The organism is Bacillus sp. JKS001846, assembly GCF_900176455.1.
Lineage (GTDB): Bacteria > Bacillota > Bacilli > Bacillales > Bacillaceae_G > Bacillus_A > Bacillus_A cereus.
On record NZ_FWYG01000001.1, the window covers coordinates 4453541 to 4466895 of the forward strand.

Consider the following 13355-nt stretch of genomic DNA (forward strand, 5'->3'; position numbering starts at 1 on the left):
ATGTATGATGAATGAAAAAAATCCACCTCTCGTTTCCATCCTTATTCCCACTTATAATCGGCCTCATTATTTCAAAATTGCTCTAGAAAGTGCATTGGCACAAACTTATTCTAATATTGAAATCATCATCGGAGATGATAGTACAAATGATGAAACAGCAACTTTAATACGCGAACAATACTTACCAAATTATAAAAATATAACATACATTCGAAATATTCCTACTCTAGGACAATTTCACAATGACCTTATGCTCATAGAAAAATCAAATGGTGAGTATATAAATTTTTTAATGGACGATGACGTGTTTTATAAGCATAAAATACAAAAAATGATGACCTATTTTGAGCAAGATCCCAATAAAAATCTTGCTCTTGTTACTTCTTATCGAGTACGCATTGATGATCATGGAAATCTAATAGGTGATTCCCATCCAACACAAAGGTTATATAGTGAAGACACCCCATTAAACGGGATATTTTTAGGTAATTGGATGTTAAAAGGTGGACACAACATTATCGGTGAGCCTACAACTACCTTGTTCCGAAAGGAATTGCTCACTGAACCTTTTGGCACTCTTAAAGAGCGACAATATTCTTGTAGTGTTGATATGGCCTCATGGATTTCTTTACTTTCTAAAGGAAATGCAATATACATTTCTGAGCCTTTAAGTCAATTTCGCTACCATGCTGGACAACAAATACACAATAAGCTCCTTCAAGGTTGTGAAGATTTCACACACCTCGTTATAACAGCAAAAGAATATGGCTTTTTACAAAATACTACAGACTATAGAGCAGCTCTACTTAGTGCTTACCAATGGTGTAAAAGTTCCTTAAAATACTATCTTCATCAACTAGATATTTTTCCTGACGCACATGTACGTCTTTCCCATTGTTTGGATATAATTATTAAAGAGTTAAACAATTAAACTACTCTGCAAAATTAAAAGTGTATGGACTATATGTGAATCATTCGTATAGTTCATACATTCTTTCTCATACTATAAAGTGAAACTTTAATCAGCTCTCACCAATCGGGCTTTTACGGGCAGTTGATCCCCCACCTAACTTCTTCGCTTTCGCTGAATTTTGAGGTAGGGGTCTTACTGCCCATTAATGCGGGATAAAATCCATTACTATAAAGAGCAGTAGAAAGGAATACCTACATTGAAAGATCCAAATTCTCAATATCAAATAGACTACGTATTACTATTTATTTTATTTGCCATTGGGATTGTTAGTTGTTGTGCTATTGCAAGTGCGCAAGCCTCTTTACCGCCATTTTTACAAAACGTCAATTTTGTACTAAAGCAAATCCAATGGTATTTCATTGGATTTATAGCCATTGGTGTTATTATGATTATCGACTTCGATCGTTATCAAAAAATTGCTTGGTATTTGTACAGCTTTGCAATGGTACTACTTATTGGACTAGAACTTCAAGTACCAGGTGCCGTTACAATTAAAGGCGCTACCGCTTGGTACAGGCTCCCAGGCATCGGAAATTTTCAGCCTTCTGAAATTATGAAATTATTTTTAATTATCGTCATTGGACGAATTATAGCAAACCATAATGAGAAATATTTTTCCCAAACAATACATGACGATTTTTTACTACTTGGAAAAATATTTGCAACAAGTTTGCCACCACTACTACTCATCGCAAAGGAACCAGATTTAGGAAATACAATGGTCATTTCAGCGATGCTTGCAGCAATGATACTAGTTTCTGGCATACGATGGCGTTTTATTTTCGGATTAGTTTCAGCTACTTTCGTTGCTGGAACTACATTAATATATATTTTTTTTACTCACACAGATTTCTTTAAAGCACACATTTTAAAAGAATATCAATTAAATCGCTTCTACGGATGGTTAGCACCTTACAAATATGATGCACAAGGCTATCAATTAAGACAAGCATTCTTAGCGACTGGATCCGGAGAAATGCAAGGAAAAGGGTGGGAAAATGGACAAGTATATTTTCCAGAACCACATACAGATTTTATTTTCACTAATGTCGCTGAACAATTTGGATTTCTAGGCGCAAGTGTCATTATTTCTCTTTTTTTCTTACTCATTTTTCGAATGATTCATATTGCTTTAGAAAGTAATGATCCTTTCGGTAGTTACATTTGCGCTGGTACAATCGGAATGTTTACTTTCCAAGTATTCCAAAATATCGGGATGACAATCGGATTACTTCCCATTACAGGGATAACATTACCTCTTATGAGCTACGGAGGAAGTTCACTGCTTACATACATGATTGCGATTGGATTCATTTTAAATGTTCGCTCAAGAACGAAAATCTTTATGTTTAAATGAACAACACAAAAACGCTATATTTTTATCTCTATCCTTTTTTAGATATACTAATGAAAAATACGATGGAGGTTTAAATATGAAATATGACATTATAGGAGATATTCATGGATGCTTCCAAGAGTTTCAAAATTTAACAGAGAAGCTAGGATATAACTGGAGTAGCGGTCTACCGGTTCACCCTGACCAACGTAAACTTGCATTCGTTGGCGATATTACAGACCGTGGTCCTCATTCATTACGTATGATTGAAATTGTATGGGAACTTGTCATACATAAAAAAGAAGCTTATTACGCTCCTGGAAATCACTGTAATAAACTATATCGATTTTTCCTTGGGCGTAATGTAACAGTCGCTCACGGACTTGAAACAACTGTTGCTGAATATGAGGCACTTCCTCCTAATAAGCAAAACATTATAAAAGAAAAGTTTATCACTCTTTATGAACAATCACCGCTCTACCACATACTAGATGAAAAAAGAGTAATCGTATGTCACGCTGGGATTCGGCAAGATTACATAGGAAGACGAGATAAAAAAGTACAAACCTTTGTATTATATGGCGATATTACAGGAGAAAAGCATGCCGATGGCTCACCTGTCCGTCGCGATTGGGCGCAAGAATACAAGGGGCAAGCTTGGATTGTATATGGACATACACCAGTAACAGAACCTCGATTCGTCAATCAGACAGTCAATATTGATACTGGTGCTGTATTTGGTGGCAAATTAACCGGATTACGTTATCCTGAAATGGAGACTATCTCTGTCCCTTCTTCTTTACCTTTTGTCGCTGAGAAATTCCGTCCAATTTCATAACTACCTTACTTAGCATTATTTAGGCAGATCTCATATAAAACTAGGTAAAGTAATTAAAAAAAGATGCAATAAAGTGCATCTTTTTTTAATTACACTACATATAATGTCGCAGGAGGTGACAGAATGAAGAAAAAATCTTCTAAACAAAAAAGAAAATTTCCCCCTTTATATCTGCCCATGTACGGAATTAACAACTGGTGTAGTATTCGGGCTGCAGCGATAGAAGAACTGGAAGAACAAGAGTCATCAAAAAAAAGCAAAGTAAAACCAACATATGTCTCTTTAGAAAATGCTGTGATGAGCCGCATAATCGATCGCAGAAAAATAAAGATGCAACAAAAAAATAAACAGCTCTCAAATCAAGATGAACAGGTAATACATTCTAATCAAGCAGAAGAAAAGACGGAAGAAAATATTTCTGTAGCAATAAATAAAAAAGTGGAACCAGAAATTCCAGCTGCTATTATAAACAAAGTAAAAAAAATAAAAGAGGCATTGGCTTCATCGAATGATATACAAACTGAAAAACCCCTCATAATTGAGACACCTACACCTGAAAATACAAAAGTTAAAAGGGGCGGCCGATATGCATATGCAGAGGGGCTTCACTCTCATGCGGAGGGCATGGCAGCACATGCGGAAGGCTTATTAACACACGCAAAAGGTTCTTTCTCTCATGCAGAAGGATCAAACTCAAAAGCAACTGGACATAGTTCGCATAGTGAGGGAAGTGAAACGACAGCAGGCGGGGCTTATTCTCATGCGGAGGGTAAACAGACAATTGCTTTAGGCGAAGCAGCACACGCAGAAGGAAACGCAACTATCGCTAACGGATCCTCTTCTCATGCGGAAGGTCATCATACATCAACAGCTCATTTTGCAGGTAGCCATATTATGGGGCGCTTCGGCACTGCAGAAGAAGCTTATTCTTGGTTTATTGCAAATGGTGTAAGCGACACCGACCATAATATCGGGGCTAAATGGCTTGCTCATAATGGAGAAATGTACATTGAGGGCGCGTCTTACAATGCAAGCGGAACGGATTTTGCACAAATGTTTGAAACCGAAGGTTATAAACCTATTGATGTCGGTTATTTCGTTACATTTAGTAACGAAGAAAAAATTCGGATAGCTACTTCACGCGATTCGTTCATTTTAGGAATATCTAGTGCAACCCCTGCCCTTATAGGAAATAGCGGGGCTTTAAGTTGGCAAAAACGTTATAAAACAGATAACTTTGGAAAACGCCAATATGTATGGACGGAAGCCGAAGAAATACAACCTCTTTTAAATACAGAATGGGATCCAACTTGCAAATATGTAGCAAGAAAAGATCGCGCCGAGTGGCTTCCTGTCGGATTAATTGGACAAATGTTAGTACGTGATGACGGCACTTGCGAAGCACATGGATATTGTCGTCCAAATGACAATGGCATTGCTACAAAAGCCGAAAGTGGATTTTTCGTTATAAAGCGTACGGGTGAAAACCAAATTTTAATATTATTCCGCTAAGAAAAAAGGGAACAAAATTCTTTATAATATAAGAATTTTGTCCCCTTTTTAAGTATGCCGCAACACTTCTTGCATATCGCTTGGAAGCTTTATAGTGAAAGACATCTCTTTCTCTAAAATAGGATGATAAAACGTCAAAGATTTACTATGAAGTGCTTGCCGTTTCATTTCATCCCTTCTCCCTCCATATAAGCTATCACCAAGTAACGGATGTCCTATATGAGCCATATGCACACGAATTTGATGCGTTCTTCCTGTCTCAAGCTCAAGCGCTACATGTGTCTTATGATATGTACTATCAATTACCTTAAAATGAGTAACTGCCCTTTGTCCATCCTCACAAACCGTTCGCTCAATAATGCTATCAGATTTTCGACCAATTGGTGCATCAATCATTCCTTCTCGTTCTACAATCTTTCCGTGAACAATTGCTTCATACGTTCGTTTCACAGCTTTTTGTTGATGCTGCTTCGATAAAAGATGATGCACGAAACGATTTTTTGCAATAAGCATAAGCCCCGAAGTATCACGATCTAAACGTGTTACGATGTGCACTGTACTTGCAAGGTGCTGCTTATCATAATGAGATAAAAGCGCATTGGCAACACTCCTTGTCGGATGTTCTCTAGACGGAATCGTTGACATGTTCGCCTCTTTATTAATGATAAGAACCGCGTCATCTTCATATACAATGCTTAAAGGGATATCTTCTGCCATCATCCCTTCACTTCTTTCCTCAACTGGAAAAAAGACACGTAATTCTTCACCAGCACGCAACTGATGACGAACACTCGCATGTTGACCATTTACTTCAATTGCCCCGCCGTGAAACTTTATATCCGTTAAAGCGGCTTTAGAAATACATTTCGTTTTCAAAAATTCCCTAACTAAAGTTCCCTCTTCAGCCGGACCTATATCCCATTTCAATGTAAATCTGTTCAAATATATAACCCTTTCTATTTATCCGCAACAAACGAGTCACGAACTCGTTTCCAGAACGGGAATGGACGGAAACGAACAAATCGTACTTTCTCGTTTGCGACCCGATACTGGATTGATTTCACATCTTGATGAACCATCGTTAAATGATCCACTGTAATTTGTAAGTTCATTCCTGCAGCTGGCTTTAACACACATGTATGATGCTTCGGCAATACGAGCGGCGATCCTACAGTACGAAATACACGATTGTTAATGGACGCCATTTCTGCAATTTGTATCGCTTCAATAGATGGGTGAATAATCGCTCCGCCAAGCGCTTTATTATACGCGGTACTTCCTGAAGGAGTAGAGATACATAGGCCGTCTCCGCGGAATGTTTCAAAATATTCTCCGCGTATTTCTACTTCTGTTACTAATGTACCTTCTGCACTTTTTACAGTCGCCTCATTCATCGCTAAATACTGTGACTCTTTACTTCCATTCACATAGCGAATAATAACTTCTAAAAGCGGATATTCCACCACTTGGAATGGTGTTTTCGCAATTGCAATTACTAATTTCTCTACTTCTGTCGGTAACCAATCTGCATAGAAACCTAGATGTCCTGTATGTACACCAACAAATGCTGTTTCATCCAATCGATTATAATAACGATGAAACGCATATAAAAGCGTTCCATCTCCCCCAACAGAAATTACAATATCGGGTTCCTTTTCATCCATTATAAATCCAAAATCTAGCAAGTACTCTTTCATCGTGCTTGCCAGTGTATCTGATGATTGATCTCCCTTTGACATAATTGTAAATTTCATCGCCCAACACCCTTTAGTTTATGATTCAGAATCTTTCGTTTCTTGCTTTCTTGAAAAAGCCTTTTGCGCTTCTTGAATTTCAAGACGAATAGAAGACATTTCTTCATCTAATAAAAACGCCGCTTCAGCTGCACGTTGCAACCTTATTTTAATATCTTCAGGAAAACGTCCACTATATTTATAATTTAAAGAATGCTCAATTGTTGCCCAAAAGTTCATTGCTAGCGTGCGTATTTGGATTTCTACCAATACTTTTTGTTCACCCTGAATCGTTTGAACAGGATAACTAATGACAACATGATAAGAACGATAACCACTATCTTTCTTTTGCGTAACATAATCACGTTCTTCCACGATTTCAAAGTCATTTCGTTTTCGAAGATATTCTACAACAGGCTTAATCTCATCAACAAATTGACACATCATTCTAAGCCCAGCAATATCCTGCATATCTTCTCTCAATCGGTCTAGCGGTACATTTCTCTTCTCCGCTTTATCAATAATACTTGCAACCGACTTTACCCTTCCTGTTACAAACTCAATTGGAGAATGCTCTGTTAACATTGCAAATTGAGTACGCATTCCTTTTAGTTTCACTTTCAGCTCTGCCACCGCTTGGTGGTAAGGTGCTAAAAATTCTTCCCAATTTCGATTCATTTCAACCACCACCAAAATCAATCCATTTGCTTATAGAAATACTTTTTCTACAGCAGTTACTAGTTCTTCTCCGTAATTTGCATTACCTTCAATATTTTCAACTAAATATTCTACTTCTTCTTTTAATCCTTCTAATTCCATTTCAATGTCATTCACGCGAACGAACATAACCACATCGCTATTCATCGCTTCATGCATTGCTTCCCAGCATGTGTGCGGAATACTTACATAAATGAAAGATGATTCATTTTCTAAGATATATAAAAATGATAAATTGTCTGAGTCTACAAGTACGTGATTACGCGCACTTAACTCCTTTACCTCTATTTCACTATTTTCCGCACAAAAAATAAGAGCATTCTCTCTCTTTTCTACGCTCTTAACTTGGATTTTATTTTGCATGCTCTAACTCCTCCATCTCAACTTCCTGTCTTACTTAACAGTATTATTGTATCATAACATGGACGCAAACAAATAAAACATTGAACCAAATTTATGAAAAAGCGATAATGTGTAAAGAATTATTTTTCAAAAGGAGATTATACAATGACACAAGAAATTGAAATTGAATTCAAAAATATCGTTACAAAAGAAGAATTCGATACATTATGTAAATCGTTTTCTATTGAAGCATTTACAAAACAAGTGAATCACTACTTTGAAACACCTGACTTCTCGTTAAAAGAAGCTGGCTCTGCACTTCGTATTCGTCATAAAGGAAAAACTTATACGTTAACGTTGAAACAACCTGCAGAAATTGGTTTATTAGAAACGCATCAAGTCGTAACAGAAGACGAAGCAAAAATGATGATGGAAACAAACACAATCATTCAAGGAGCAGTAGTAGATCAATTACACAAATTACAAATTCCTGTTTCTGCTTTAACATATATGGGTAGTTTAACAACAGAAAGAGCAGAAACATTATTTAAAGGCGGAACGCTTGTCTTTGATCATAGTTTCTATTACAATCACGATGATTATGAAATTGAATTTGAAGTGCAAGATGAAGAAACAGGAAAAGCTGCATTTATTGATTTATTAACGCAACATAACATACCCGTTCGCCATACAAATAACAAAGTAAAACGCTTTTTCCTTGCCAAACAAAACAAAGCACGCTAAAGTGAAAATTCCACTAGTGAATATGTTTCACTAGTGGATACATCTCACTAAAAAAGGTTACACCCGTAGAATAAGCAAAGAATCTTTGAGAAGGCTGTTTATTTGCCCTCTCGAACATTCCATTGCTACAATAGATATACATTTCATGGAAAAAGGAGTTTATAAAGGATGAGCAAGCAACCGATGACACCATTTGAAGCAATTGGCGGTGAACAATGCATTGCAATATTAGTAGATACATTTTATTCCTATGTCAGTAAACACCCTGACTTATCTCCCATCTTCCCGGAAGATTTAACAGAAACCGCTAGGAAGCAGAAGCAATTTTTAACCCAATATTTAGGTGGTCCTAATTTGTACACTGAAGAACATGGTCATCCTATGTTAAGAGCACGCCATCTCCCGTTTGAGATTACCCCAAAACGAGCAGAGGCTTGGCTATCATGTATGGAGCAAGCAATGGATGATACTGGAGTGCATGGTCATATAAGAGAGTTTGTTTTTGAACGTTTAGCATTAACCGCTCAGCATATGGTTAATACTCCAAACGAAACAGGTGAAGTGTAATGGATAAGCAGGAAGCAAAGCATATAAATATGCCATCTCCTTCCGCATGCGAGCATAAGTCTGTAGAAGCATATTTATTTATTGATCCACTTTGTAAAGATTGCTGGGAAATTGAGCCTTTTATTATTAAACTATGGCTTGAATACGGGAAATACTTCTCTATTCGTCATATCGTAACAGGGAAAGTGGATGGAACGAACGCTTCCTCACACAAATGGAATAAACCTGCTAATATTCGATTTGTGTGGGAAAAGACAACCAGTTTACAAGGTTTTTCATGTGATGGAAAGGTACATATGCAAGAAGCATCGTCAACACCATATTTAGTTTCGATGGCAATTAAGGCAGCGGAGTTGCAAGGCCGAAAAGCAGGTTCGAAGTTTTTGCGAAAACTCCAAGAATACATTTTCCTTGAAAATGTATCAAACCCTGATTGCGAACTATTACTTGCATGTGCGAGAGATAGCAATATTGATGTAGAAGAATTTAAAAAAGATCTACATTCTGCTAGTGCAAAAAAAGCTTTCCAATGTGACTTGAAATTCACGAATGAAATGCATATTACAGAAATACCTTCCCTCGTCTTTTTTCATGCGAACTCAGATGAAGAAGGTATTAAAATCGCTGGAAATTATTCCTACGATGTATACGTACAATTATTGAAAGAACTTGTAAAATGTGAAATTGAGCCAGAACCATTACCACCTTTAGAAGTGCTACTAGAAGCAACACAATTTATATCTTCAAAAGAAGTAGCATTTATTTATGACTGTCCGCAGCAAGAAATTGAGCGCGAACTAAAAAAATTACAACTGAAACGAAAAGTACAAATGATTGAAGTAAAATGCGAACGTTATTGGAAATGGATAGCAAAAGAAAAAGACCTGGTGTAAACACCAGGTCTTCTTCTTTACGGCTTATAAAAATATTAAAGGGGATGGGAGAAATTTTCACGTTCAAACAAAGGGGTATATGTTTGTATGTGAATTCGTTCATGCTTATTATATTACAAGATTCGACGTCAGATGACAACCCCTTTTGTCGAATTTCACACTTTTGTCACATTCTAAACGTTTTCATTTTTGAATAAGCTATAAAAAAGGTCATTTAGGGGGTTTATTTATGAAAAAATCTTATATTGCTCTTCTCTTTCTAGCTGTCATCGTTTCTTTTTTCTTGTACATCCTCTCTCTACTACAAGCTTTTCCTAAAATTATTGCCTTACCTCTTTTATTCGGAATCATCGTTATCACACTCTCTTATTTCAATTATAAAAAACGATTCAAAGGGTTTTAAGTTCAAAAATCAGCCGTAAAGCTATCCTTTCAGTTAGAAAAAATAAAGAAATTCATCTTTTTTTCAACAAATATCGACATTAAATCTATTCAACAAAAAAGACGAGGATACAATCCCTCGTCTTTTTTCATTACTTTTCTTCAAATAATAATGCTTCTAATTCATTTAATTTCTCTTCAAATACTTGTAGTGCCTCTTTTACTGGTTCAGGAGATGCCATATCTACTCCTGCTTTTTTCAGCACTTCAATTGGATAATCAGAGCTTCCTGCTTTTAAGAACTCGTTAATATAACGTTCTACTGCTGGTTGTCCTTCTTCTAAAATCTGTTTAGATAGAGCTGTCGCTGCACTAAATCCTGTTGCGTATTGATATACGTAATAGTTGTAGTAGAAGTGTGGAATACGAGACCATTCTAAACCAATCTCTTCATCGATTACTAAAGCGTCACCGAAATATTTCTTATTTAAATCGTAGTAAATTTCCGTTAGCATGTCTGGCGTAACAGCATGTCCTTCTTGTACTTTCTTATGAATAATATGTTCAAACTCTGCAAACATCGTTTGACGGAATACAGTACCACGGAACCCTTCTAAATAATGATTTAATAAATATAGACGCTCTTTCTTATCTTCTGTCGTTTTTAATAAATAATCATTTAGAAGCGCTTCATTACAAGTAGATGCCACTTCTGCTACGAAGATGGAATAATCACCATATACGTGCGGTTGTGTTTTTCTTGTATAGTAACTATGCACCGAATGACCAAACTCATGAGCAAGTGTAAATAAATTATTTACATTATCATGCCAGTTCATTAAAATATACGGATTTGTTTCATATGCACCAGATGAATATGCCCCGCTTCGTTTTCCTTTATTCTCATACACATCTACCCAGCGATTTTCATATGCCTCTTTCAAAATATCAACATATTCATCACCAAGTACGTTTAAAGATTTTAATAAAAGGTCTTGCGCTTCTTCGTATTTCACATTCATTTTCACTTCTGGTACAAGTGGTGTATATAAATCATACATATGAAGCTCATCAAGTCCTAGTGCACGCTTACGAATATCGATGTAACGGTGTAATAAATGTAAGTTGTCATTTACTGTTTCAACGAGTTGATCGTATACTGCTTCCGGAATATTATTATTGCTCAATGCAGCTTGGCGAGCAGAATCATATTTACGAACACGCGCATTGAAATTATTACGTTTTACTGCTCCACTTAACGTACTTGCGAATGTGTTTTTAAATTTTCCGTACGTTTCATATACAGCTTTAAATGCATCTTTGCGAACACGAGGATCATCACTTTCTAAAAACTGAATGTAACGGCCATGTGTAATTTCTATTTCTTCTCCGTCTTCCCCTTTAATAGATGGGAATTTTAAATCCGCGTTATTCAACATACCGAATGTATTGCTTGATGAACTCATTACTTCAGATGCTTCCGCTAATAAAGCTTCCTCAGCTTCTGATAATACGTGCGGGCGTTGACGTGTAATTTCTTCTAATGCATGTTCATATACACTTAAATCTCTATTTTCCTTCAAGAATGTTTGCAGTGTATCTTCTGAAATCGATAAAATTTCAGGAACAATATACGCTGTGCTACTAGATACTTGTGAATATAAATTTGTTGCGCGATCATTTAATGCTTGATATACAGAGTTTGTTGTATCTTGATCGTAACGCATATGAGCATATGTATATAACTTACCTAATCGCATTGAAATTTCATCTTCATATTGCAATGCCTCAAGTAAATTGTCCGCAGAGTCACCAAGTTTCCCTTTAAATTCAGTTAACTTCGGCAATAGCTCTTTAATAGCTTGAAATTCTTTTTCCCATTCTGCATCCGTTTGGAAAATATCTTCTAATCGCCACGTACTTGCTTCTTCAATCTCGTTGCGATCTGGTAATGCTTTCGCTTTGTTTTGTTCAGACATTCTTTAAGCCCTCCTTTAAATATCTCTACTTAAGTACAATTCGTTTTTTTCTTATGTAATTCCTTCACAATCATTCTTTATTATATCCCCTTTTCCTCCTCTCATGTTAAAATTTGCCTCAAATAAAGATAGCGCATGTATTAAGCAAATCTCATCATGTTTTATAATCTCCTCCTCTGTTTTTAACATCATGACATCCCTTATTTTCCGGTACGTATAAGTTCCCACTTTACGCAAAACACCTATATAGCATAAAAATGTCATATATTCAGTAACTGCCACTTTCCATATATGCTTTGAAAAGTACGGAAGTATCCGCCTTTTCGTATACCTTTTTACATAACTACACACGTATTGAAGAGAAATACACTCTCCCACTGCAAGCTTCCCTATACACTTCATATATAGAAAAGCTTGCCATATAAATGGGTTTGTTTGTAAAGCAAATGCAGAAGGGAGTGGAACACCAATTTCAGAAGGAAAGCTTGCTGGGGTACATTTAAATTGATATAAGAGGCGTAATAATGACTTATAATTATAATTCCAAATCGGCAGGGCATTTTTGCGGAAGTAGTTCTTTCTCTTCTTCCACTCTTCACCCAATCTTTCTTTCCCGAAAGGAACGGGAGAAAAAAGCATTTCAAAAGTAGTCGTATCAGTTGGTAAATATATAGTATGTGAGAAAAAGACATTTGTAGAAAAGGGAGTGACAAATGCACATTTCATAAATGATTTTTGTTTCGGACAGAAGAAAATAAGAAGTGGCTGAGGATAAGATTGTAAGGAGAAAGCCATAAGTGAGGAAAATTTCATCCAATATGCAGATTGCTTTTTCAATTGATTTCCACCAACGATCCAAATGACCTGTATACCAGCTTGCCAATACGAATATGTTCTTTTGTACAGCTGCTCTATAGCGAGGTTTGCACATTGGTATTCAATTGCAATTTTTCTGCCCGCCCTCTCTACAAAAACATCTGGTCGTTGCTTAATTTCTGGAAGGTAGTACTCTATATCCACCTGAAAGTTTTGACGCTTGAACCATCTATATAACAATTCTTTACCGTGCATATGATACGTTGATTCCGCTTCATAAAAGGCAAGACATGAATCCACTTTTTTATGAGCAAAATGCCAACTTTTTGTTTCCCTAATTTCATTTGCACTTCCTTTCCACAAGCTACACAAAAGAATCGTTCTTGTTGACGCATACGGCGCAAAAGCTTTTCATTACAATTATAGAGTAAATGAATTTTCTCTCCGTTTTCTCTTTTAGCGATAAATATCGTAATCACACCCTTTCAGCTCCTTATATTCTACAATTTGTTACAAATTCCTTT

13 protein-coding genes and 1 pseudogene are annotated in these 13355 nt (G+C 36.3%); 8 read left to right on the forward strand and 6 right to left on the reverse strand.

Annotation, left to right across the window (positions count from 1 at the left end; all coding sequences use genetic code 11):
• Window positions 1–4: 4 nt before the first annotated feature.
• From B9A45_RS23780 to B9A45_RS23795, 4 genes are all read left to right on the forward strand, one after another.
• The gene (locus tag B9A45_RS23780) at window positions 5–931 is read left to right on the forward strand and encodes a glycosyltransferase family 2 protein (RefSeq protein ID WP_002004643.1); all 927 of its coding nucleotides are present in this window, start codon (window positions 5–7) and stop codon (window positions 929–931) included.
• 238 nt (window positions 932–1169) lie between these two features.
• Window positions 1170–2330 (forward strand): FtsW/RodA/SpoVE family cell cycle protein, encoded by a 1161-nt coding sequence (locus tag B9A45_RS23785; RefSeq protein ID WP_000654700.1) that lies wholly within the window; start codon window positions 1170–1172, stop codon window positions 2328–2330.
• A gap of 76 nt (window positions 2331–2406) precedes the next feature.
• Window positions 2407–3147 carry a bis(5'-nucleosyl)-tetraphosphatase PrpE gene (gene prpE / locus B9A45_RS23790; RefSeq protein ID WP_000872695.1) on the forward strand — a complete coding sequence of 247 codons (741 nt, stop codon included), beginning with the start codon at window positions 2407–2409 and terminating at the stop codon, window positions 3145–3147.
• 123 nt (window positions 3148–3270) lie between these two features.
• On the forward strand, window positions 3271–4659 hold the full coding sequence (locus B9A45_RS23795) for a peptidase G2 autoproteolytic cleavage domain-containing protein (RefSeq protein ID WP_016109550.1): 1389 nt from the start codon (window positions 3271–3273) through the stop codon (window positions 4657–4659).
• 48 nt (window positions 4660–4707) lie between these two features.
• Here B9A45_RS23795 and B9A45_RS23800 read toward each other — a convergent pair whose 3' ends face one another.
• From B9A45_RS23800 to B9A45_RS23815, 4 genes are read right to left on the reverse strand one after another with little or no spacing between them, the layout of a single operon-like run.
• Window positions 4708–5601: an RluA family pseudouridine synthase gene (locus tag B9A45_RS23800; RefSeq protein WP_001079131.1), complete on the reverse strand. Its 894-nt coding sequence runs from the start codon at window positions 5599–5601 to the stop codon at window positions 4708–4710.
• Window positions 5602–5615: 14 nt separating this feature from the next.
• Window positions 5616–6413 carry an NAD kinase gene (locus B9A45_RS23805; RefSeq protein WP_000673190.1) on the reverse strand — a complete coding sequence of 266 codons (798 nt, stop codon included), beginning with the start codon at window positions 6411–6413 and terminating at the stop codon, window positions 5616–5618.
• Between the two features lie 18 nt (window positions 6414–6431).
• Window positions 6432–7070, reverse strand: coding sequence for a GTP pyrophosphokinase (locus B9A45_RS23810; RefSeq protein WP_001081482.1), 639 nt, complete (start codon window positions 7068–7070; stop codon window positions 6432–6434).
• Window positions 7071–7100: 30 nt separating this feature from the next.
• The gene (locus B9A45_RS23815) at window positions 7101–7472 is read right to left on the reverse strand and encodes a UPF0738 family protein (protein WP_001180006.1); all 372 of its coding nucleotides are present in this window, start codon (window positions 7470–7472) and stop codon (window positions 7101–7103) included.
• Between the two features lie 144 nt (window positions 7473–7616).
• Between B9A45_RS23815 and B9A45_RS23820 the strand changes: the two genes are divergently transcribed.
• From B9A45_RS23820 to B9A45_RS32310, 4 genes are all read left to right on the forward strand, one after another.
• Complete coding sequence (locus B9A45_RS23820) at window positions 7617–8195, forward strand: CYTH domain-containing protein (RefSeq protein ID WP_000191125.1); 579 nt, start codon at window positions 7617–7619, stop codon at window positions 8193–8195.
• Between the two features lie 168 nt (window positions 8196–8363).
• Entirely contained in the window at window positions 8364–8762 is a 399-nt protein-coding gene (locus B9A45_RS23825; protein ID WP_000043386.1) for a globin domain-containing protein, read from the forward strand.
• Window positions 8762–9655: a ClpXP adapter SpxH family protein gene (locus B9A45_RS23830; RefSeq protein WP_000360656.1), complete on the forward strand. Its 894-nt coding sequence runs from the start codon at window positions 8762–8764 to the stop codon at window positions 9653–9655. The genes B9A45_RS23825 and B9A45_RS23830 overlap by 1 nt, the downstream gene beginning before the upstream one ends.
• Before the next feature lie 229 nt (window positions 9656–9884).
• On the forward strand, window positions 9885–10058 hold the full coding sequence (locus tag B9A45_RS32310; RefSeq protein WP_000750355.1) for a hypothetical protein: 174 nt from the start codon (window positions 9885–9887) through the stop codon (window positions 10056–10058).
• A gap of 130 nt (window positions 10059–10188) precedes the next feature.
• On the opposite strand, the gene pepF is transcribed toward B9A45_RS32310, so the two are convergent.
• The gene (pepF, locus tag B9A45_RS23840) at window positions 10189–12015 is read right to left on the reverse strand and encodes an oligoendopeptidase F (protein WP_084065212.1); all 1827 of its coding nucleotides are present in this window, start codon (window positions 12013–12015) and stop codon (window positions 10189–10191) included.
• Between the two features lie 51 nt (window positions 12016–12066).
• Window positions 12067–13310 (reverse strand): annotated as a pseudogene (locus B9A45_RS23845) (competence protein CoiA family protein).
• Window positions 13311–13355: the final 45 nt, after the last annotated feature.

Excerpts from the sequence above, each read along its gene's own strand:
- B9A45_RS23810 (WP_001081482.1), bottom strand. The coding sequence starts at position 7,070 with ATGAATCGAAATTGGGAAGAATTTTTAGCACCTTACCACCAAGCGGTG.
- B9A45_RS32310 (WP_000750355.1), top strand. The coding sequence starts at position 9,885 with ATGAAAAAATCTTATATTGCTCTTCTCTTTCTAGCTGTCATCGTTTCT.
- B9A45_RS23795 (WP_016109550.1), top strand. The coding sequence starts at position 3,271 with ATGAAGAAAAAATCTTCTAAACAAAAAAGAAAATTTCCCCCTTTATAT.
- pepF (WP_084065212.1), bottom strand. The coding sequence starts at position 12,015 with ATGTCTGAACAAAACAAAGCGAAAGCATTACCAGATCGCAACGAGATT.
- prpE (WP_000872695.1), top strand. The coding sequence starts at position 2,407 with ATGAAATATGACATTATAGGAGATATTCATGGATGCTTCCAAGAGTTT.
- B9A45_RS23815 (WP_001180006.1), bottom strand. The coding sequence starts at position 7,472 with ATGCAAAATAAAATCCAAGTTAAGAGCGTAGAAAAGAGAGAGAATGCT.
- B9A45_RS23780 (WP_002004643.1), top strand. The coding sequence starts at position 5 with ATGATGAATGAAAAAAATCCACCTCTCGTTTCCATCCTTATTCCCACT.
- B9A45_RS23825 (WP_000043386.1), top strand. The coding sequence starts at position 8,364 with ATGAGCAAGCAACCGATGACACCATTTGAAGCAATTGGCGGTGAACAA.
- B9A45_RS23830 (WP_000360656.1), top strand. The coding sequence starts at position 8,762 with ATGGATAAGCAGGAAGCAAAGCATATAAATATGCCATCTCCTTCCGCA.
- B9A45_RS23820 (WP_000191125.1), top strand. The coding sequence starts at position 7,617 with ATGACACAAGAAATTGAAATTGAATTCAAAAATATCGTTACAAAAGAA.
- B9A45_RS23805 (WP_000673190.1), bottom strand. The coding sequence starts at position 6,413 with ATGAAATTTACAATTATGTCAAAGGGAGATCAATCATCAGATACACTG.